The organism is Geodermatophilus obscurus DSM 43160 (assembly GCF_000025345.1).
Taxonomy (GTDB): Bacteria; Actinomycetota; Actinomycetes; order Mycobacteriales; family Geodermatophilaceae; genus Geodermatophilus; species Geodermatophilus obscurus.
Genome location: NC_013757.1, coordinates 2,743,162 through 2,762,020 on the forward strand (window position 1 = coordinate 2,743,162; position 18,859 = coordinate 2,762,020).

The 18,859-nt window shown below is 72.1% G+C and carries 19 protein-coding genes and 1 tRNA gene; 5 read left to right on the forward strand and 15 right to left on the reverse strand.

Annotated features, from left to right (window positions below; genetic code table 11):
• Positions 1-22 precede the first annotated feature (22 nt).
• Positions 23-1,255, reverse strand: a complete 1,233-nt coding sequence (locus tag GOBS_RS12870) for an IS256 family transposase (protein ID WP_012946610.1) — start codon at positions 1,253-1,255, stop codon at positions 23-25.
• An 88-nt stretch (positions 1,256-1,343) separates the two neighbouring features.
• On the opposite strand from GOBS_RS12870, the gene GOBS_RS12875 reads away from it, so the two are divergent.
• On the forward strand, positions 1,344-1,811 hold the full coding sequence (locus tag GOBS_RS12875; RefSeq protein ID WP_012948705.1) for a hypothetical protein: 468 nt from the start codon (positions 1,344-1,346) through the stop codon (positions 1,809-1,811).
• Positions 1,812-1,815: 4 nt separating this feature from the next.
• Here GOBS_RS12875 and GOBS_RS12880 read toward each other — a convergent pair whose 3' ends face one another.
• From GOBS_RS12880 to GOBS_RS12920, 9 genes are all read right to left on the reverse strand, one after another.
• A complete protein-coding gene (locus GOBS_RS12880; RefSeq protein WP_012948706.1) occupies positions 1,816-2,700 on the reverse strand; it encodes a site-specific integrase in 885 nt (294 codons plus the stop codon).
• A gap of 540 nt (positions 2,701-3,240) precedes the next feature.
• On the reverse strand, positions 3,241-4,173 hold the full coding sequence (locus GOBS_RS12885; protein ID WP_166487381.1) for an aldose 1-epimerase family protein: 933 nt from the start codon (positions 4,171-4,173) through the stop codon (positions 3,241-3,243).
• A gap of 90 nt (positions 4,174-4,263) precedes the next feature.
• Positions 4,264-5,280 (reverse strand): ABC transporter permease, encoded by a 1,017-nt coding sequence (locus GOBS_RS12890; protein WP_012948709.1) that lies wholly within the window; start codon positions 5,278-5,280, stop codon positions 4,264-4,266.
• On the reverse strand, positions 5,277-6,305 hold the full coding sequence (locus tag GOBS_RS12895; protein ID WP_049788269.1) for an ABC transporter permease: 1,029 nt from the start codon (positions 6,303-6,305) through the stop codon (positions 5,277-5,279). Before GOBS_RS12895 ends, GOBS_RS12890 begins: the two co-directional genes overlap by 4 nt.
• Before the next feature lie 10 nt (positions 6,306-6,315).
• Positions 6,316-7,845 carry a sugar ABC transporter ATP-binding protein gene (locus GOBS_RS12900; protein WP_012948711.1) on the reverse strand — a complete coding sequence of 510 codons (1,530 nt, stop codon included), beginning with the start codon at positions 7,843-7,845 and terminating at the stop codon, positions 6,316-6,318.
• 68 nt (positions 7,846-7,913) lie between these two features.
• The gene (locus GOBS_RS12905) at positions 7,914-8,849 is read right to left on the reverse strand and encodes a substrate-binding domain-containing protein (protein WP_041241483.1); all 936 of its coding nucleotides are present in this window, start codon (positions 8,847-8,849) and stop codon (positions 7,914-7,916) included.
• Between the two features lie 232 nt (positions 8,850-9,081).
• Positions 9,082-9,831, reverse strand: coding sequence for a cupin domain-containing protein (locus GOBS_RS12910; protein ID WP_166487382.1), 750 nt, complete (start codon positions 9,829-9,831; stop codon positions 9,082-9,084).
• Between the two features lie 243 nt (positions 9,832-10,074).
• On the reverse strand, positions 10,075-11,190 hold the full coding sequence (locus GOBS_RS12915) for a LacI family DNA-binding transcriptional regulator (RefSeq protein ID WP_166487383.1): 1,116 nt from the start codon (positions 11,188-11,190) through the stop codon (positions 10,075-10,077).
• A gap of 371 nt (positions 11,191-11,561) precedes the next feature.
• Positions 11,562-11,646: transfer RNA gene (locus tag GOBS_RS12920), tRNA-Leu, on the reverse strand.
• A gap of 86 nt (positions 11,647-11,732) precedes the next feature.
• On the opposite strand from GOBS_RS12920, the gene GOBS_RS12925 reads away from it, so the two are divergent.
• Positions 11,733-13,061: a M20/M25/M40 family metallo-hydrolase gene (locus GOBS_RS12925; RefSeq protein WP_012948715.1), complete on the forward strand. Its 1,329-nt coding sequence runs from the start codon at positions 11,733-11,735 to the stop codon at positions 13,059-13,061.
• Here the strand turns inward: GOBS_RS12925 and GOBS_RS12930 are convergent.
• Positions 13,011-13,931: a LysR family transcriptional regulator gene (locus GOBS_RS12930; protein ID WP_012948716.1), complete on the reverse strand. Its 921-nt coding sequence runs from the start codon at positions 13,929-13,931 to the stop codon at positions 13,011-13,013. The genes GOBS_RS12925 and GOBS_RS12930 overlap by 51 nt on opposite strands.
• Before the next feature lie 83 nt (positions 13,932-14,014).
• Between GOBS_RS12930 and GOBS_RS12935 the strand changes: the two genes are divergently transcribed.
• Both GOBS_RS12935 and GOBS_RS12940 read left to right on the forward strand, forming a co-directional pair.
• A complete protein-coding gene (locus GOBS_RS12935; RefSeq protein ID WP_012948717.1) occupies positions 14,015-14,713 on the forward strand; it encodes an aspartate/glutamate racemase family protein in 699 nt (232 codons plus the stop codon).
• A 7-nt stretch (positions 14,714-14,720) separates the two neighbouring features.
• Complete coding sequence (locus GOBS_RS12940; protein ID WP_012948718.1) at positions 14,721-15,524, forward strand: SDR family oxidoreductase; 804 nt, start codon at positions 14,721-14,723, stop codon at positions 15,522-15,524.
• A gap of 19 nt (positions 15,525-15,543) precedes the next feature.
• Here the strand turns inward: GOBS_RS12940 and GOBS_RS12945 are convergent, their stop codons facing one another.
• From GOBS_RS12945 to GOBS_RS12960, 4 genes are all read right to left on the reverse strand, one after another.
• On the reverse strand, positions 15,544-16,113 hold the full coding sequence (locus GOBS_RS12945) for a class I SAM-dependent methyltransferase (RefSeq protein WP_012948719.1): 570 nt from the start codon (positions 16,111-16,113) through the stop codon (positions 15,544-15,546).
• Positions 16,114-16,202: 89 nt separating this feature from the next.
• The gene (locus GOBS_RS12950; RefSeq protein WP_012948720.1) at positions 16,203-17,474 is read right to left on the reverse strand and encodes a nucleotide disphospho-sugar-binding domain-containing protein; all 1,272 of its coding nucleotides are present in this window, start codon (positions 17,472-17,474) and stop codon (positions 16,203-16,205) included.
• 12 nt (positions 17,475-17,486) lie between these two features.
• Positions 17,487-18,086 carry a TetR/AcrR family transcriptional regulator gene (locus GOBS_RS12955; protein WP_012948721.1) on the reverse strand — a complete coding sequence of 200 codons (600 nt, stop codon included), beginning with the start codon at positions 18,084-18,086 and terminating at the stop codon, positions 17,487-17,489.
• Positions 18,087-18,237: 151 nt separating this feature from the next.
• Positions 18,238-18,444 (reverse strand): DUF5703 family protein, encoded by a 207-nt coding sequence (locus GOBS_RS12960; RefSeq protein WP_166487384.1) that lies wholly within the window; start codon positions 18,442-18,444, stop codon positions 18,238-18,240.
• A 119-nt stretch (positions 18,445-18,563) separates the two neighbouring features.
• Here GOBS_RS12960 and GOBS_RS12965 point away from each other — a divergent pair, with 119 nt between their 5' ends.
• Positions 18,564-18,830, forward strand: coding sequence for a hypothetical protein (locus GOBS_RS12965; protein WP_012948723.1), 267 nt, complete (start codon positions 18,564-18,566; stop codon positions 18,828-18,830).
• Positions 18,831-18,859 lie beyond the last annotated feature (29 nt).

The window sequence follows — 18,859 nt, forward strand, 5'->3', positions numbered from 1 at the left end:
GTGTTGGTCAGCGGTGTGGTGACTATGACGCGATCAGGGCCGGCTGCGCCACCTCCTCCGCCGAGTCACTGCGGCTGGCGAGCAGGGCCATGGAGCTCTCGGCGAGGTAGCGGCGGTCGGAGACCTGCCACTCGTCGTGCGCCTCGACCAGTACCGCGCCGGCCAGGCGCAGCAGGGCGGCGGGGTTGGGAAAGACCCCGACGACGTCGGTGCGCCGCTTGATCTCCTTGTTCAGCCGTTCCAGCGGATTGGTCGACCAGATCTTCTTCCAGTGCGCCACCGGGAAGGCGGTGAAGGCCAGCAGGTCGTCGGCAGCCTCGTGCAGCATGGCCTCGACCTGGGGGAACTGGCGGCCCAGCATGCCGGCGATCACGTCGAGCTGGGAGCGCACGTGCTCGGCGTCGGGCTGGGCGAAGACGGTGCGGATCGCCGCGGCGACCATCTCGCTGTTGCCGCGCGGGACGCGGGCGAGCACGTTGCGCATGAAGTGCACCCGGCACCTTTGCCAACTGGCGCCGAGCAGCACCGCGCCGATGGCGGCCTTGAGCCCGGTGTGCGCGTCGGAGATGACCAGCTGGGGGCCGGCCAGCCCGCGGGCCTTCAGCGAGCGCAGGAACGCCGTCCAGAACGCGCCGTCCTCCGAATCGCCGACGGCGAAGCCGAGCACCTCCCGGTGGCCGTCGGCGGCCACGCCGGTGGCGATGACCACGGCCTGGGAGACCACCCGCCGGTTCACCCGTGCCTTGCAGTAGGTGGCGTCGAGGAACACGTACGGGAAGGCCTGCTCGGCCAGTGAACGGTCCTGAAAAGAGCTGACCTCGGCATCGAGGTCGGCGCAGATCCGGGAGACCTCGGACTTGGAAATGCCGGTGTCGGCGCCCAACGCCCGCACCAGGTCATCGACCTTCCGCGTGCTCACCCCGTGCAGGTAGGCCTCCATGACCACGGCGAACAGCGCCTGGTCGATCCGCCGCCGGCGTTCCAGCAGCGAGGGGAAGAACGACCCGGCGCGCAGCTTGGGGATCCGCAGCTCCAGATCCCCGGCCGTCGTGGACAGGGTGCGGGGGCGGGAGCCGTTGCGCTGGGCGGTGCGACCCTCGGTGCGCTCGTGCGGCGCCGCCCCGATCACCGCGGTCAGCTCGGCCTCGATCAACGCCTGGTAGATCGTGGTGGCCGCCGACCGGATGCGGTCGTCGACATCGGCTGCCTTGAGTGCGTCGAGCACCTCGAGCAGGGCAGACTGGTCCAGGGCCATCGTGTGCTGTGTCCTTCCGCGAGAACCATTGGCGTGGTCTCGCTGACCATCACACGATGGCCCCTTCGCGTGGTCCTCCACGCGAGCGGTGACCTGGACTTACACCACCAGCGGGGACGTCACCGAAGGGGTCATCGGCGCCTGTACCGGAGGAGTGATCCCCGACGCGCTGCTCTACGAGGTGCTGCCACTGGGTCCTGCGGGCCGAGAGCTGCACGCCCGCTTGCGGGGAGCAGACGACCCGGACGACGACGACCTAGCGGAGAGCACGTATGCCGTGGAGTTCGAGGACACCCGCAAGGCCGACGACGGCCTCCGCTCCAAGGTCCTCCGGCTGGAGGCCGTGAGCGACCAGCTGCGCGCCGCCCGGGCCGTGCTGTGGGTGGTCCGGACACGGGAGGTGGCCGACCGCCTCCGGGACCTGGGCGTGGACGGAGATCGGCGCCCCACGCAGGTTCTCGTCCCGGCTCGTTCAGTTGGCCTCGACGGCGAGGACCTTGGGCCTGTCCGGCGCCCGTGGTGGGTCACGCGGGTTCCTCCCGACGGAGGGACCTGAGCGGCTACGTCGACAACCGCTCCGGGCTGTCGGCGGTCGCACCCTGCGGCGGCGGTGCGAGCGGGTGCGGCTCACCCCAGAGCCGGCTCCAGGCGCCGGCTACGTCGTTGATGCTCTTGTGCACGTAGGTGCTCGTAGCGTTGCCACCACCCAGCGCGTGTCCGGCGAAGGCCGCCGCCGTGGCGTACCCGGAGACCGACTCGATGCTCGTGATGGCGTAGTGCCGCAGCCAGTGGCTGAAGATACCCAGGTCCTGGGCCCAGGGCAGGTTGCGCTTGACCCGGACCCACAGCCCGTCCAGCCGCCTCCTGGTCATGTCGTAGAGGTGGCAGTCCTGGTTCATCAAAGCCACCATCAGCGCCTCCGAGACCGGTTGCTCCCGGCGGGCGCTGTTCTTCTCGTCCAGCCAGACCGTCTGTCGCGCCGGGCGCAGATCCTTACGTTGCAGGTTCACCAAGCCCTCCCGGCGGCATCCGGTCTCGACCATGAAGCGCAGCGCCACCGTGTCCTCGTCGCGCTCGCACGCCTCGAAGAGCTCTCCGACCTGCTGGTGCGTTATGGCGTGGCGCGGGCTCCTGGGTCGTTTCGGCATCTCGACGAGCTGCGCCGGGTTCCGAGAGCAGTGGCCCTCCGCCATCGCCAGGGCGAACAGCTTGCGAGCGGCGGCTATGAGGTGCTGCTCGGCGTACAGCCCATTCTGGGAGTTGCTCCGGGAGACAGCGGTGCGCCGCGCGGCCTTCGCCACCATCTTGATGTCGCCGGGAGTCACCTCGTTGAGCTCACGATCGCCCCAGTGCTCGCTGAGCATGACCCAGTAGCGGTGATACAGCTCGGCGCTGGCGTCGTTGGTTAGCGCGTAGCAGAAGGGCAGGAAGACGGAGAGCTTCACAGCACGACCACCCGGACCCGCACGCCCACTGGCAGCGGTGGGGGCGGGTTGAGGGTGCCTCCAGGGCCTGTCACGGCCTCGAAGGCTTGACCCCGCATGGGAGGCAGCGTGGCGTGGTCCTGGCCGCCGTCCCCGGGCTCCTCGGGAGCGTCAACGGCAGGGGTGGGGGCGTTGAATCGCACAGGTTCTCCATCGGAGGGTCTTTCCCGATGCTTGAACCCCACGACAGGGTGATCTTGTGTCCGAGGGGCGACACGCTACATACGCACACCCTTGCGGACCGAGGTGAGCATGCCGCGGTGAGGGACGACCAGCGACATCGTGCTCGTCGCGGGGGACCCTTCTCACGCCCCCCGACCAGTGGATCGACCGGAGACGGTGGGTGCACGTTTCAGCAACGCCGAGGTCCCGGGGAACGGCACGGCGAAACGCGGGCTTGTCCGCACCCTCAAGAAGCCGCTGGCCTCGTTGGCGTGGAGCGACTCGGCGCTGCCCCGAAGCCCCGGCCGCGCCGGTGACCCGGTCGGCTTGCTCGGGCCCTCAGCGCACGGACACCTCGGTCCGGTACGAACGCGATTCGCCGGGCTGCAGCCAGCACACCTCGCCGTCGCGCTCGGCCTGTGCGCGACCACTGTCGCGCGACGTGGACGGTTCGATGCCCAGCACGTTGACCCCGGCCGTGGCGTCTCGCCAGAGCACCAGCATGGGGAACGTGTCGGTGCCGTAGGTGACCCTGACGGTGGCCGAGCCGTCCGGCGCCGTAGCCTCCACGACGCCGGACGGTTCGCTGCTCGGCGAGCGGCCGTACAGCACGCGCTCTGGCGACGGCCCGGAGGCGACGGCGAGGCTCATGGGGAAGGTCGCGTCCGTCGGCGCGGTGCTGTTCCGTTCACCGACGAGCGTCGCCATCGAGTGGACGAGGGATCCGTCGCCCACCACCGGGTAGCCGAGGTTCAGGTGGTGGCGGAACATGTGGCCGGCCACGGTCGAGCTGTCGTTCGTCACAACGTCCTCGACGCGCACTGTGGGCTCGACACAACTGGCGACGATCCTGCGCTGCAACCGCAGCGTCGGCGCACCCAGGGCGGCTTCCACCACGTCGCCGGTCACTGACACGGCCAGGTCGCCGCGGTCCTCCACGAGCCGCCAGGTGACGTTCTCGGCGGGCAGGTGACCTACTCGCCCGTGCAGACCGTGGTGCACGCCGTCCACGGTGGAGGCGGCGCCCGTCGACGCCAGGCCGCACGTCGAGAGCAGGCCGCCGCCGAACGTCTGGCACCATCCCGCGCCTGCCGGCTCGTACCGTGTCGCGCTTGCCCGTCCCCGGGGGCCGCGCCAGCCCAACGGGATGCCACGCGCATCCGCCCAGCCGATGTCCAGCGCCCGATCGAGGAGTACCTCGAAGGACACGCCGGCGGGGTTGCGCACCATCAGGGCAGGGGCTCCCCATCCGGTCCCCTCGGTGAGGACCACCCGCTCCACGCTGACGAGCTGATCAGGGGCTCCGACCAGGCGGCGCAGCTGCGGGCTCAGCGGTACCGATGCAGACCCGAACGACACCGGTCAGCCCGCCCCGCGGACCTCGGCGGCCGAACGGCGCCGGGCCCCGACAGCGATCGCGGTCACGAGCACCACGCCGGTGACGACGTACTGCCAGTAGGAGGCGATCCCGAGCAGGTTGAGCGCATTGGCCAGCACCGCGAACAGCAGAGCGCCGACGATCGTCCCGAAGACCGTCCCGCGGCCTCCTCGCAACGCCGTGCCGCCGACGACCACGGCCGCGATCACGTCCAGCTCGAAGCCCTGCGCCATCGTGCCCTCGGCGGAGGCCAGGCGGCCGGCCATGAAGACGCCGGCTAGAGCGAAGAGGACGCCGGCGACGACGAAGACCAGGACCTTGGTCCGGTTGACCGGCATCCCGGCGAGGGTCGCCGCTCGCTCGTTGCTGCCGAACGCCCGCAGGGTGCGGCCGAAGTAGCTGCGGTTGAGCAGCAGGTACGTCAGGCCCGCCACCAGCAGGAAGACCAGGAACGAGATGGGCAGACGCCCGATCGTGCCGGTGGTCATCGAGCGGTAGAAGTAGGAGGTGATCGGGACCACGTTCCCCGACGTCCAGATGAACGCGCCTCCCTGGAACAGATACAGCGTGCCCAGCGTGGCGATGAACGGCGCGATCCGCAGATAGGTCACCAGCAGGCCGTTCAGTGCGCCGAGGACCGCGCCGACGACCAGCGCGACGAGGACGGCGACCCCGATCGTCGTGTACGGCAACACGGTCGCCACCGCGATCGAGCTGACGGCGATGACGCCGGCGACCGAGAGGTCGAGGAGCCCGCCCGCAATGAGCAGCGTCATCCCGCAGGCGGCCAGCCCCACGAAGGAGGCCTGGAACAGGACGTTCTCGAGGTTGCCGCCGCTCCAGAACGACGGCCGGGCAGCGCCCACGGCGACCGTCAGGAGGACCAGGATCGGCAGCAGGTACTGCTTGGAGAGGAAGCCCACCACGGCCGGGCGGTGCCCGGTAGCCTTCGGCTGGTCGTCGACGGCGGGCGGCCCCGCCGCGACCTGGGACGTGCTCACGACACCCTTCCTTCCAATGCACGACGCATCGTCCGCCGCTGCACGCCGTCGAGGCTGAGTGCGAAGACCAGCAGACCCCCGAGGGCGACGTACTGGTAGAACGACGGCACGTTGAGCAGGTTGAGACCCGAGTTGATCATCGCCAGCAGTAGAGCGGCGACGAAGGTGCCGGGGATGTTGGCCCGGCCACCGGCCATGCTGGTGCCGCCGAGGACGACGATCGCGATGGCCTGCAGTTCCAGCCCGGCGCTGAGGGAGCCGTTCACCACCCCCAGCTGACTTGCCAGCAGGATGCCGGCGACCCCGGCCGCGGCCGCGGCGATGACGTAGGACACCAGCAGCACCCGCTGCACCCCGATGCCGCTGTCCACCGCCGCCTCGGGGCTGCCACCGACGGCGACGACGTGCTTGCCGAAGCGCATCCGTTCGAGCAGGAACCAGAGCCCCGCACCGAGCAGCACGGCGCAGAGGAACGGCACAGGGATCCCGAGCACGGAGGCGGTCGCGAAGGACTTGTACCCGGCGTCGGCGATCAGGATGGGTGCACCGCCGGTGAAGAGGAGTGCCAGCCCCCGGAAGACGCTCATAGTGCTCAGCGTGGCGATGAACGCCGGCACTCTCAGGCTGGTCACGAGCACGCCGTTCACGAGGCCGAGGACGCATGCTACCAGGATCCCGATGGCGACCCCGGCCAGACCGCCCCAGGCGTTCACACACGTGGCGGCGACGCAGCACGACAGCGCCTGGGTCGAGCCGACCGACAGGTCGATCCCCCGCAGTGCGATGACCAGCGTCATGCCGTAACCGGTGATCGCCAGGATGGCGGCGTTGACGAGCACGTTGGTGACGTTCGAGCCGGACGCGAAGTTCGGGACGAGCACCAGGCCGACGATCAGCACCAGCAGGAAGGGCACGACGATGCCGGCGCTCTGGAGCAGCCGCTCGCGATCGGCGGCGCGCCGCGCCCGAGCGGCCGACCGGGCCCGCTCCTGGGCGGTGAGGTCGTCAGCCTCGAGGGTGGTCACGGGTGTTGGGCTAGACATGGACGTCTCCTCCGGCCGCCTGTCCCACGGACGCGGCGACGATGTTCTCCTCGGTGACATCGCGGCCACGGAGCTCGGACACCTGACGGCCCGCGAAGTACACGAGGCACCGGTCGGCGATGGCGGCCAGCTCCGGCGCGTCCGAACTCGAGACGACGACACTGACCCCGTCGTCGGCGAGCCGGCGGATCAGCTGGTAGATCTCGATCTTGGCGCCGACGTCGACGCCGCGTGTGGGCTCGTTGAGCAGCAGGACCTTGCAGCCGGACAGGAGTGCCCGGCCGAAGAGCACCTTCTGCTGGTTGCCGCCGGAGAGGTTGCCGATCAGCTGGCGCCCGTGGGGCACCCGGATCCGCATGTCCTGCCTCAACCGTTCGAACTGGGCGGTCTCGTCCGTGCGGGACGGGGCGAACCGGGACCTGCCCCGCAGCGAGCTCCGGAGCCGCGAGATCATCGCGTTCTCGGTGACGTCGAGGTGGGGGAGGATGCCCTCGCCCTTGCGGTCCTCGCTCAGCATGAAGAGCCCGGCCCGGATGGCGTCCTTGGTGCTGGTCGGCCGCACCGGCCGACCGTCGATGGTGACCGTTCCGGCCAGCGTCGCCAGGTCGCCGAACAGGGCACGGGTCAGCTCGGTCCGGCCGGAGCCCACCAGCCCCGCCAGACCGAGGATCTCGCCTCTGCCCGCGCGGAGCGAGAACGGTTCGTCGAAGCCGGCGAGCTTGAGTCGGTCGACCTCGAGCCGCGGCGGCCGTGCCGGGTCGGCCGTGGCTGCGCCGTCCCCACCGCGCTCGAAGGTCTGCGGCCGCCGACCCAGCATGTGCTCCACCAGGTGCGGCTCGTCCAGGCTCGCGGTCGGCGCTGTCACGACGAGGTTCCCGTCGCGCAGCACGGCCACGTCGTGGCAGATGTCGAAGATCTCGTCGAGGTGGTGCGAGACGTAGACGACCGCCTTGCCCTGGCCCGCCAGCCGCTCGACGATGGCGTGCAGCCGGACGATCTCGGCGCCGTTGAGGGCGGCCGTCGGTTCGTCCATGATCAGGACGTCGAAGTCACGCGAGAGCGCCCGGGCGATCTCCACCATCTGCCGGTCGCCGACGGTGAGGGAGCTGATCAGGCGCCCCGGGTCCAGATCCATGCCCAGCGTGTTCAGTAGCGCTGCCGCGCGCTCCCGGGCCTTGGCTCGGGCGACGACGCCGCCCGAGGTGAGCTCGTGCCCCAGGAAGATGTTGTCGGCCACGGAGAGCTGCGGCACCAGGCGGAACTCCTGGCTGACGACGCTGATGCCCGCCGCCTGCGAGTCCGCCGAGCCTCTGAAGTGCTGTGGCTCTCCCCGCACGAGCACGGTGCCGTTCACGGGCTGCTCGATCCCGCCGAGGATGCGGATCAACGTGCTCTTGCCGGCGCCGTTCTCTCCCACCAGACCGAGTACCTGGCCCGCGAGGACCGAGAGCGAGACGCCCTTGAGCGCCCGGACACCCGGGTATTCCTGCACGACGTCCCGGACTTCGAGGACGACGGTCATCGTTGACTTCCTCTCATCCGGGCAGGGGCGGGGACGCGCTCGCCGCCCGTCCCCGCCCCTGCCGGCTGTCAGCTGCCCTGGCTCTCGCGGGATGCGCGGAACTCCGCCACGTTTTCGGCGGTCACCATCTCGACCGGGAAGTAGATGGTCTTGGTGGCCTCGTCGGAGTACCCGGGGTCCTCGCCGTTCAGCAGGGCGAGTGCGGTCTCCACCGCCTTCTGGCCCTGGCCGAAGGGGTCCTGTGCCACCGTCCCGCTCATGACGCCCTGCTCGATGAGGTCCAGCGCGGGGTCGCTGCCGTCGAACCCGATCAAGGTGAAGCCGTTGGCAACGGAGACTCCCGCGGTCTCCATGGCGCGGGAGGCGCCCACCGCGGAGTCGTCGTTCGCCGCGTAGATGACGTCGAGCTCGGGGTTCGCGGAGAGCATGTCCTGCGCCGCGGTGAAACCACCGTCCACGGTGTCATTACCGTCCAGGCTGGAGACGATCTCGAAGTTCTCCTCCTCGCCGAGCCGGTCGACGAACCCGGAGACGCGCTCCTCCCCGACGACGGAGCCCGCGTGCAGCTCGATGACGCCGACCTGGTGAGGACCCGGGGTGCCCCCGAGCTTCTCGACGACGTGCTCGGCTGCGAGCCGCCCGCCCTCGTAGTTGTTGGACAGGATGTAGCCGTCGTAGTCGCCCTCGGTCCCGATGTCCGCCACCACGACGGGGATCTTCTCCCCGTGGGCGGCGTCGATCGTCGAGGGCAGGGCTGAGGGCTGAACCGGCGTGATGATCAGGGCGGAGATGCCCTGGTTGATGAGGTCGAGGCTCCCGGAGACCTGCTCCTGCTGGGAGCTCTTCTGGTCGGCGATGACCACCTCGATGCCGGCTTCCTCGGCGCCGGCCCGCACGCCTGCCGCGTAGGACTGCCAGTAGGGGTTCTGCAGGTCGTAGACCGAGTACCCGATCTTCAGCGGGTCCTTGGCCTCGAACGTGGTCTCGCCGCCGTCAGCGGCCACGTCTCCCGCCTGCTCCGCGCCGCTCGCGCATCCCGCCAGAGCAAGGACGCACGCCGCGGAGAGGCTGAACATCGTTGTTCCTGAACGCATTTCCATCTCCCTGGATGATGTGCTGGCTCCCGACCCGTGGGAGGTCGGGTGGATCGACGCCCACGAGCTGGGTTGGGGCGTTGCTGGGTTCTGTGCCGTGCCGGTGGCCGCGGTTCCCCGCGGTGGCGGACGGGCGTGATCGCTACTGGATGGCGGTGCGCAACCGGCCGGAGTTGGCGGCCGCCGCGACGAAGCTGTTGTCGTGCAGACCCGCCCAGTCGGGGAGCGGCGCGGCCTTGTCCGCGGCCTCCTCCGTCGGCTCGTGACTGTAGGTGGAGACCTCGCGGACCACGAGGGGCACGTCGGAGTCGGCCGGGCAGCGGAAGGCGTGCAGGTGCTTGCGGTGCATGACGAACTTGGGGTCCCCGACCCGCAGCCGGCGGTAGCTGGTGAGTGCCGCGTACGACTCCTCGCGGCCGATGGGGAGCGCCACGCCGTCGGGCCACGGGGATCCCTCGTGCATGCCGGTAAAGGAGAGGACCTCCTCTTCACCCACCTGGACGGGCTTGGGCGAGTAGAAGAGCTCCATCTCGCCGAGGACCACCTCGTAGCTCTCGGTCTTCCGCTGGTGATAGTGCGGAGGGCAGAACTTGCCGGGGTGGACGATCATCAGCTTGTCGCACAGCCCGCTGTACTCGGCGAACGGGGCCCCGGCGGCGGGGAGACCGTCGACGGCCGGCTCGTTGAGCGACTCGAAGATCACCATGGCCTCGTAGGGCTCCCGGGACCAGAGCCCATTCTCGAAAGCGTCGTACTGGTCTTCGCCGAAGACGATGCCGGCGCTGTCGTTCACCATCTCGGGACGGACCGGATACCTGAGCGCGCGCCCGAGGGCTGCTGCCTCGTTCAACCACTCGTCGTACTCGCGCCGGGTGACTGACGTCCTTGCCAAGAGACCCTCCATTGGACTGGGGAAGCCGGCCCGTCCACGCTGGGGACGAGCACGATGTGACGCCCATCGACTGCTCCGGGGTCGCGTACACCGCCCGACGGAGCTGCTGGATGAACCGGTTCACCAGCGTGAGTCAGGACACCGGGTCGTGTCAAGCCCCACACCTCAGAGGCTTCGTCTCCCTACGCTGCGGCCGCCGCAGGCTGTGGGGAGCGTGCGAAGGACGCTGACCTCAGGCGTGCGTCACCCGAGCACGGTGAGCCCGGCGGCACTCGACATTCGAGGGACCAGTTCCGGCACAAACTGGACGTGCTGGCCGGAGCTCTGGAGTTCCGGCTCGAGGAGCAGGCGCGCCGCCGCGGCGCCCATCTCGAACGAGGGTTGACGGACTGTGGTCAACGGCGGAGCCAGCGCGGCGGCGAACTCGACGTCGTCGTACCCGACGAGGGCCATGCCCGTCGGCACTTCTATGTGCCGCTGTCGCAAGGCGAGTAGGGCGCCGAGCGCCAGCATGTCGTTGGCGCACATGATCGCCGTCTGGCCGCCTTCCATGGCCAGCAGCGTCTCGACGGCCTGGAAGCCCTCGGCGACCGTGAGGTCGGGTACCTCCACCTCGACGAGCGCGTCGCGGATCGCGAGGCCGTGCTCGCGAAGCCCGGAGATGACACCTTCGCGTCGCTCGGCGCACCAGGGAACCGTGCCCGGTCCGTTGATGAACGCGATCCGGCGGTGGCCCTGCTCCAACAGGTGCGTGACGGCCAGCCGCCCACCCTCGACGTTGTCCAGGCCGACGGAAGGGACCGACGGTCCGGCGCCGCTGCGCTCGAGCGCGACAACACCGAACCGACGGGAGACGAAGGGTTCCCAGTCGGCCGAGTCGGCGGTGATGGGGGCGAGGATCAGCCCGTCGACGCCCTGACTCTCCAGTCCCTTGAGCAGCCGACGCTGCCTGGTCCTCTCCTGGTGTGTGGAGCCGACCACGAGTGCGAGGCCGTGCTGCTCGATCACGCTCTCGATGCCGCGCAGCACCGAGGCCCAGTAGGGGTTGCCGACGTCGGGCACGACGACCCCCACCAGCTCGCTGCGCCGGCTCCGCAGTTGACCTGCAGCCCGCGAGGGCACGAAGCCGAGCTCCGTCATCGCCGCCTCCACGCGGGCGCGAATCTCCGGACCGACCCGGTCCGGGTTGTTCATGACGTTGGAGACGGTGCCCAAGGACACGCTTGCCAACGCGGCGACGTCCCGCACGCCCACGCTGCGCTGAGTCGTCCGCTCCCGCTCTGCATCCGACGTCATGTGTCTCCGAAGGGTTTGGCTCGCGCAGTGCGGCTTCGCTAGCAGGAATGAGGCGAAGCCCACGGCACCGTCTGGACCGGATCCCTGACTCTAGGACGAACAGTCGTCACTCTAGGACGAACAGTCGTCGCACCTCTGGCGGCCGGTTGCGGCGTCGTCCAACGGCAGGTCGCGACCGTTGCGGGGTGCCAGGAGCTCTGGCGCCAGGAGCGGGAGGCCGTCGCAGCGACCATTGCTTCGGTGCGGTCGGCAGACCGTTCACCGTTCGGTGACCGGCGACGCGGGGCGGGTGGGCGCTGGGTCGAGGCGATCCGCGGCAGCTCGTTGATCAGCCAGCGCGCCGGGCGGCGCAGCGCCGGGCCGCCGCCGAGGACGTCCGAAGCGATCACTGCCGTTGACGACTGGTCCCAGTCGCTCAGCACCTCGCCATGCGGTGTCCGAGGGGGGACTTGAACCCCCACGCCCGATAAAGGGCACTAGCACCTCAAGCTAGCGCGTCTGCCATTCCGCCACCCGGACAGGTGAGCCGCTCTCGCGAGCGTCGGGGGCCAGCATAACCGAGCCTCGGCCGGGGTCTGCAGACCCCCGGTGGCACGATCGTCGGCATGTCCGAGACCTCTCCCGCCCCCCTCGCCCGAGCCCAGGACGAGGTCGCGGAGCTGCTGTCCGACCTCATCCGCATCGACACGACCAACACCGGGGACACCGCCACCGGCAAGGGCGAACGGACGGCGGCGGAGTGGGTCGCCGGCAAGCTCGGCGAGGTCGGCATCCCGTCGGTCATCCACGAGTCGGAGCGCGGGAGGGCCAGCCTCGTCGCCCGCATCGAGGGCCAGGACAGCAGCCGCCCGGGATTGCTGGTCCACGGCCACCTCGACGTCGTCCCCGCCGACCCGGCCGAGTGGAGCGTGCACCCGTTCTCCGGCGAGGAGCGCGACGGCTACGTCTGGGGCCGCGGCGCCGTCGACATGAAGGACATGGACGCGATGACCCTCGCGCTGGTGCGCGACTGGGCGCGCACCGGCACGAAGCCGCCGCGGGACGTCGTGCTGGCCTTCGTCGCCGACGAGGAGGCCGGCGGGAAGCTCGGCGCTCGCTATCTCGTCGAGGAGCACCCCGACCTCTTCGAGGGCTGCACCGAGGCGATCAGCGAGGTCGGCGGGTTCAGCATCACCGTCCGCGACGACCTGCGCCTCTACCTCGTCCAGACGGCGGAGAAGGGGCTGGCCTGGATGCGGCTCACCGCCGGCGGGAAGCCTGGCCACGGCTCCTTCGTCCACGACGACAACGCCGTCACCCGGCTCTGTCAGGCCGTCGCCCGCCTCGGTTCGGCCCGGCTGCCCACGACCCTCACGCCGCCGATGCGCCAGTTCCTCGCCGCCGTCGAGGAGGCGTACGGCATCGAGATCGACCCCGACGAGCCCGAGCAGGCCCTCGCCCGGCTCGGCAGCATCAGCCGGATGATCGGCGCGGCGCTGCGCAACACGGTCAACCCGACGATGCTCGACGCCGGTTACAAGGCCAACGTCATCCCCGGCACGGCCAGCGCCACCGTCGACGGCCGCTTCCTGCACGGCGCCGAGGAGGAGTTCGAGCGCCAGCTGGCCGGCCTGATCGGTGAGGGCGTGCAGCGCGAGTGGCTGGTGCACGACCAGGCCGTGGAGACGACGTTCGACGGCCCGCTGGTCGACGCGATGGGAGCCGCGCTGGAGGCCGAGGACGACGGCGCCCGCCCGGTGCCGTTCACCATGAGCGGCGGCACCGACGCCAAGAGCTTCGAGCGGCTGGGCATGCGCTGCTTCGGCTTCTCCCCGCTGCGGCTGCCGCCGGACCTGGACTTCGCCTCGCTGTTCCACGGCATCGACGAGCGGGTGCCGGTCGAGTCACTGCGCTTCGGCATCCGGGTGCTCGACCGGTTCCTGCGCGCCTGCTGAGGCCGCGGCGCGCAGCGCGGCGAGCAGCGCGGCGACGCCGGGCACCCGCCGGGCGTCCGGGCGCGCCAGCGTCTCGACCACCCGGCCGTCGACGTCGGGCAGGTCCACGGCGACCACCCCGGGCTGCGTGCTCGCCGTCAGGGCCCAGCTGGGCAGCAGCGCCACGCCGAGCCCCGAGGCCACCAGGCGCTGCACCACGACGTGGTCGTCGGTGGCGAACCGGACGTCGGGGGGAAAGCCGGCCCGCCGGGCGCAGCGCAGCAGGTGACCGCGGCAGCGCACGCACCCGGCTATCCACGGGTCGTCGCGCAGGTCGGCCAGCGTCGTGGGCAGCGGCCGTCCCGCCCGGACGACGGCTCGCACCGGGTGGCGCGCCAGCGGCTCGCGCAGCAGGTCGCCGGGGACGGCGTCCTCGTCGTCCTCGTGGCGGAACACCAGCGCCAGGTCCGCCGCGCCGCTGCGCACCGCCGCCTCGGCCTCCGGCGGTTCCTGCTCGGTGAAGTGCACCTGCAGGGCCGGCGCCCGCTCGCGCAGCGCGACCAGCGCGGGCGGCAGCAGGACCGCCGCGGCCGTCGGGAAGGCCGACAGCCGCACCGTGCCCGCGGCCAGCCCGGTCAGCGCGGCGACCTCCTGCTCGGCCGCCGCCAGCCGGTCGGCCACCCCCTCGGCGTGCCGCAGCAGGACCCGGCCGGCCTCGGTGAGCGCCACGCCCCGCCCCTGCCGCAGCACGAGGGCCGTGCCGACCTCCCGCTCCAGCTGCCGGACCTGCTGGCTCACCGCCGGCTGCGTCCAGCCCAGCGCGCGAGCCGCCCCGGCCAGCGACCCGGCGCGGGCGACCTCACGGAAGACGAGCACGCGGCGGGGGTCCACGGTGCGACATCCAAGCAGCGCTTGGGTCAGGACGTCGACGTCCCGGCCTGGACGGCACCTCCGCCGGGCGCGAGCCTGGGCGCATGAGGACCATCGGGCTGCTGGGCGGGATGAGCTGGGAGTCGACGGCGCTGTACTACCGCCTCGCCAACGAGCTGGTGCGCGATCGGCTGGGCGGGCTGGCCAGCGCGTCGCTGCTGGTGCGCAGCCTGGACTTCCGCGTCGTCCGGGAGTGTCAGCTGCAGGACCGCTGGGACGACGCGGCCGCGCTGCTGGCCGCCGAGGCCCGGGGGCTGGAGTCCGCCGGTGCCGAGCTGGTGCTGCTGTGCACCAACTACATGCACCGGACGGCGCCGGCGATCGAGGCAGCGCTCAGCGTGCCGTTCCTGCACATCGCCGACCCGGTGACCGCCGCCGCGCCCGGCCCCACGGTCGGTCTGCTCGGTGCGGCGGGCACCGTGCGGGCGGAGTTTTACCGCGAGCGCCTGGAGGCTGCCGGCCTGCGCGTGCTGGTGCCGCCGGAGGACGACGTCGATCGGGTGGACGCGGCCATCTTCGACGAGCTGTGCCGGGGCGTGCTCAGCGACGCCACCCGCGCCGACCTGCGCGCCGTCGTCCGCCGGCTCGCCGGGCGGGGCGCCGACGCCGTCGCGCTGTGCTGCACCGAGCTCGAGCTGCTGCTCGACCCCGGCGACAGCCCGGTGCCGCTGCTGCCCTCGGCCCGGCTGCACGTGACCGCGGCCGTCGACGCCGCGCTCGCCCCGCGGCCGGCCGTGGTCTGATGGCCGGGTGACCGCGCCCACACCCCGTCCCGGATCCGTCGCACTCATCACCGGGGGGACCGGCGGCTTCGGCCGCGCCCTCGCCGCCAAGCTGTCCGAGCGCGAGGTGACCGTCGTCCTCGCCGACCTCGACAGCGAGCGGGCGCGCGCCACCGCCGCGGACCTGGGCGCGCAGTTCGAGGTACTCGACGTCACCGACCGCGCGGCCAACGTCGCGCTCGTCGAGCGCATCGAGGCGCAGCACGGCCGGCTCGACGCCGCGTACCTCAACGCCGGCATCTCCGCGGCCAAGTCCGACGACGAGGTCGACCTCGACGAGTTCATGCGGGTCGTCGACGTCGACCTCTTCGGCGTCGTCTACGGGACCCTCGCGGCCCGACCGGCCATTCAGCGGGCCGCCGGCGGCGCCATCGTCGTCACGGCGTCCCTCGCCGGGCTCTCGCCGATGGCCACCGACCCCGGCTACAGCGTCGCCAAGGGCGGCGCGATCGCCTTCGTCCGGTCGATGGCGCCGCGGCTGGCCCGCGAGGGGACGACGATCACCGCGATCTGCCCCGGGTTCGCCGACACCGCGATCATCGACCGGATCCGCGACCAGTTCACCGCGGCCGGCTTCCCGGTGCTGTCGGCCGACGAGGTCGCCGACGCGATGCTCACGGCCTGGACGTCGGGGGAGCCGGGCGCGGCCTACGTCGTCCAGCCCGGCGTCGGCACCGTGCCCTACCGGTTCAAGGGCGTGCCCAGCGCGAGGACCCAGAGCGGCGAGACCGCCGTCGTCCCGGAGGCGCTGCGGCCGCCGTCGATGCGCTGAGTCGTGATGCGCCGAGCCGTCAGGCGGCGTCGGCGCGGCAGGCGTACAGGAAGGCCGGCGGCACGTTCCAGGGCGTGATGGTCTGCTGCACCGACGGGAAGCGGCGGCGCAGGTCGCGCAGGAGCAGCGGGGAGTACTGGATCACCAGCAGCACCCCCTGGGGTGCCAGCGCGACCGGGAGCAGGTCCAGCACCCGGCGGCGCAGCCCGGCGTCGAACGAGGTGTACGGCAGCGCGGAGACCAGCACGTCGGCCCGCTTGCCGCCCAGGTGGGTGTCGAGGTTCTCCGCCGAGTCGCACACGACCTGCAGCCGCGGGTCGTCGTAGCGCTCGTCGAGCAGCTTGGCCAGGTCCGGGTCGATCTCCAGCGACACCAGCCGCCCGGCCGGGGAGAGGCGGGCGAGGATCTCGCCGGTCTGCACCCCGGTGCCCGCGCCGAGCTCCACGACCAGCTCGGCGCGCGGCACGTCGGCCAGGTCCAGCATGTCCCGCACCGCCCAGCGCGAGGTCGGAAGAATGGCGCCCACCTGGCGCGGGTTGGCCACGAACGCGCGCAGGAAGCGGAAGCGGTCGGTCAGGGTCTCTCTCATGCCGTCCTCCCGGGCCGCCTGGGAGCGGCGGACGCTGTAGACCCTGACACGGCCGCCACGGGTCAGCGACCGCAGGTCTCCCTGGACCGTCAGGGCACGGCCTGTCCCCGGGCCGGGCTGCCGGCCAGGGACTCGACCTCCTCGACGAGGGCGGTGCTCGCCGCGTCGGCCCGCAACCGCGCGCCGAGCGCCTCGGCGCCACGGCGGTACGCCGGGTCCTCCAGCAGCCGGCGCACACCGGCCGCGATGCGGGCCGGGGACGCCTTCGGGGACAGGCCCAGCGCGGCGCCGTGACGGGCCGCCCGGACGACGTTGTCGCCCTGGTCCCGCCCCATCGGCAGGCACAGCGCCGGGACGCCGGCGGCCAGCGCTTTGACCAGCGTGCCGTGCCCGGCATGGGTGACGACGACGTCGGCCAGCGGGAACAGCTGGGCGTGGGACGCCGCCCGGACGACGGCGACGCGGTCGGTGCCCGGGACCTCGGCGGGATCGACCGCCGGGCCGGTGGGCACCACCGCGCGCACCGGCAGGGTCGCGAGCGCCGCGACGATCCGGCGCAACAGGTCGGCCTGCCGCATGTAGGTGCTGGACAGGCCCACGACCACGAGGGGCTCGTCGCCTGCGGGGACCGCGACCGGCTCGGCCCAGCCCGGGTCGTCGAGCACCGGGCCGACGTAGCGGACGTTGGCCGGCAGCTCGGCCGGCAGGTCGAACGCCGGTGAGGTCAGGACCAGCACCCGGGCGGCGCGGTCCCACTGCGCCCAGGTGTCGCGCAGCGGATCGAGCCCGAGGTCCGCTCGGGCGGCGTTGAGGTCCGGCAGGCCACGGTTCCACAGCGCCGTTGCCAGGGCGTTGAGCGCCCGGTCCCGGCCCCGCCCCAGCGGCCCGCGCGCCGGCGCCAGCCCCGAGCCGAACGGTGGGACGCCGCGCGCCGGGCGGGAGTAGATGTTGGCCGACAGGGCCACGGCGGGCACCCCGGCGGACTCGGCGCCGACGAGGGCGCCCAGGAGCGCCCCGTTGGCGATGACCGTGTCGGCGGGCCGGGCGGCCAGCGCCTCGCGGACGTCGGCGGCGAACGCGCCGGCGGGCCCGGTGATCAGCCGGTCGCTGAGCCGGCGCAGCAGCTGCACCGGTGTCCGGCACTCCCAGTCGTGCAGCAGGTCGTCCTCGAGCGCGGGTGACGCCCGGTGCGGTGCCCGGGTCCAGCTGCGGAACTCCGCTCCGCTCTCGCGGACGTCCCGCTCCATGGTGGGGTCACCGAGCACGGTGACGGTGGAGCCGCGGGCCAGCAGCCGGCGGACCACACCCAGTTCGACCGGGACGGTGCCCCCGCCGTCCCACAGTGCCGCGAGGTGGTGCATGACGGTGCCTCCTCAAGGGGTGGGGGCCGCCAGGGCGGCCCGGAGCAGGGACTCCAGGACCGCGGTGGTCTCGGCCCGGGAGGAGCCGAGGTCGCGGCGCAGGAGCTTCCAGGTGCCGACGTCGGTGACCGCGTACAGCGCCGCCAGGGCCTGCCGCCGCTCCCGGGCGCCGGGAGGCAACTGCTCGCCGAAGGCCTCCTCCAGCCAGGCGGCGTGGCGGCTGCGGGCCAGCTCGAGCGCGGCGGTCAGCGCGGGGATCCGCTCGGCCACGGCGGTCAGGCGGACGTTGGCGTCGCCGAGGGACTCGTACTGACGCACCAGGCCGCGGACGAAGCCCGGGACGTCCCCCGGGACGACGGGACCGCGCAGCGCCGCGATCTCCGGACCCAGGACGTCGACGACCGCCAGCAGCAGCCCCTCCTTGGAGGAGAAGTGGTTGAGCAGCGTCTGCTGCGTCACGCCTGCCGCGGCGGCGATCTCGGCCAGCCGCACCTCGTCGTAGGGCAGCCGGGTGAAGTGCTCGCGGGCGACGGCCACGACGCGTCCGCGGGTGTGCTCGACCGCCTGTGCGCGGGCGCCCATCCGGTAGGTGCGTGGAGTGGCCTCGGTCACACCGGGAGCGTGGCTCGGGCACCCCGGGCGGTCAACAAATCGTTTTACCCGGACCCAAACCAAATTGGGCCGATCGGCACGGCGCGGCAGCTCGCAGGGGCGTGGTGACGTTGGGTCCGGCGAACAGGACGGCGTCGCCGTCCCGCCGGGCTCAGATGTGCGGCTTGGGCAGGTAGGACAGCCGGGCCCGGCGGCGCAGGATGACCTTGCGCGTGCCGTCGGCGTGCAGCTGCAGCCGGGCCAGTTCCCAGCCACCGGTGTCCGCCTGCAGGCTCAGCATGGTCGCCGCCGCGGACCGGGACGTGCCCGGTGGGATCCGCAGCGGCGCGAACTCGTACTCCCCGGCGACCGCCTCCATCCCGTCGATTGTGCCCGCCGGACGGCCGCCGGTCATGTGACCGTCGCCTCCCGGACTGCCCGGCGTCGCCTCGGACGGCAGGATGGGACCGCCCCATCCCCGACGACACGGAGGACGACGTGACCGCTCCCGGCAACGACGTGCCCGACGCCGACCGCGCCGAGCAGGAGGCCCCGCTCGCCCCCCCGGCCGTCGCCCTCGCCGGTGACGCCACCCCGCCGGGGGAGGGCGTCCCCGAGGCCGACGCCCTCGAGCAGCAGCTGGCCGCCCGCCCGGGGGAGGCCGGCAGCCCGCTGCGTCCGGTCGGTGACCGCGAGGCCGACCCCGCCGACGTCCTCGAGCAGGAGGCCGACGTCCCCGTCGACGACGACGACGTCCCGCTGTAGCTCCCGGGCCCGCCGGCGGGCCCGGGGGC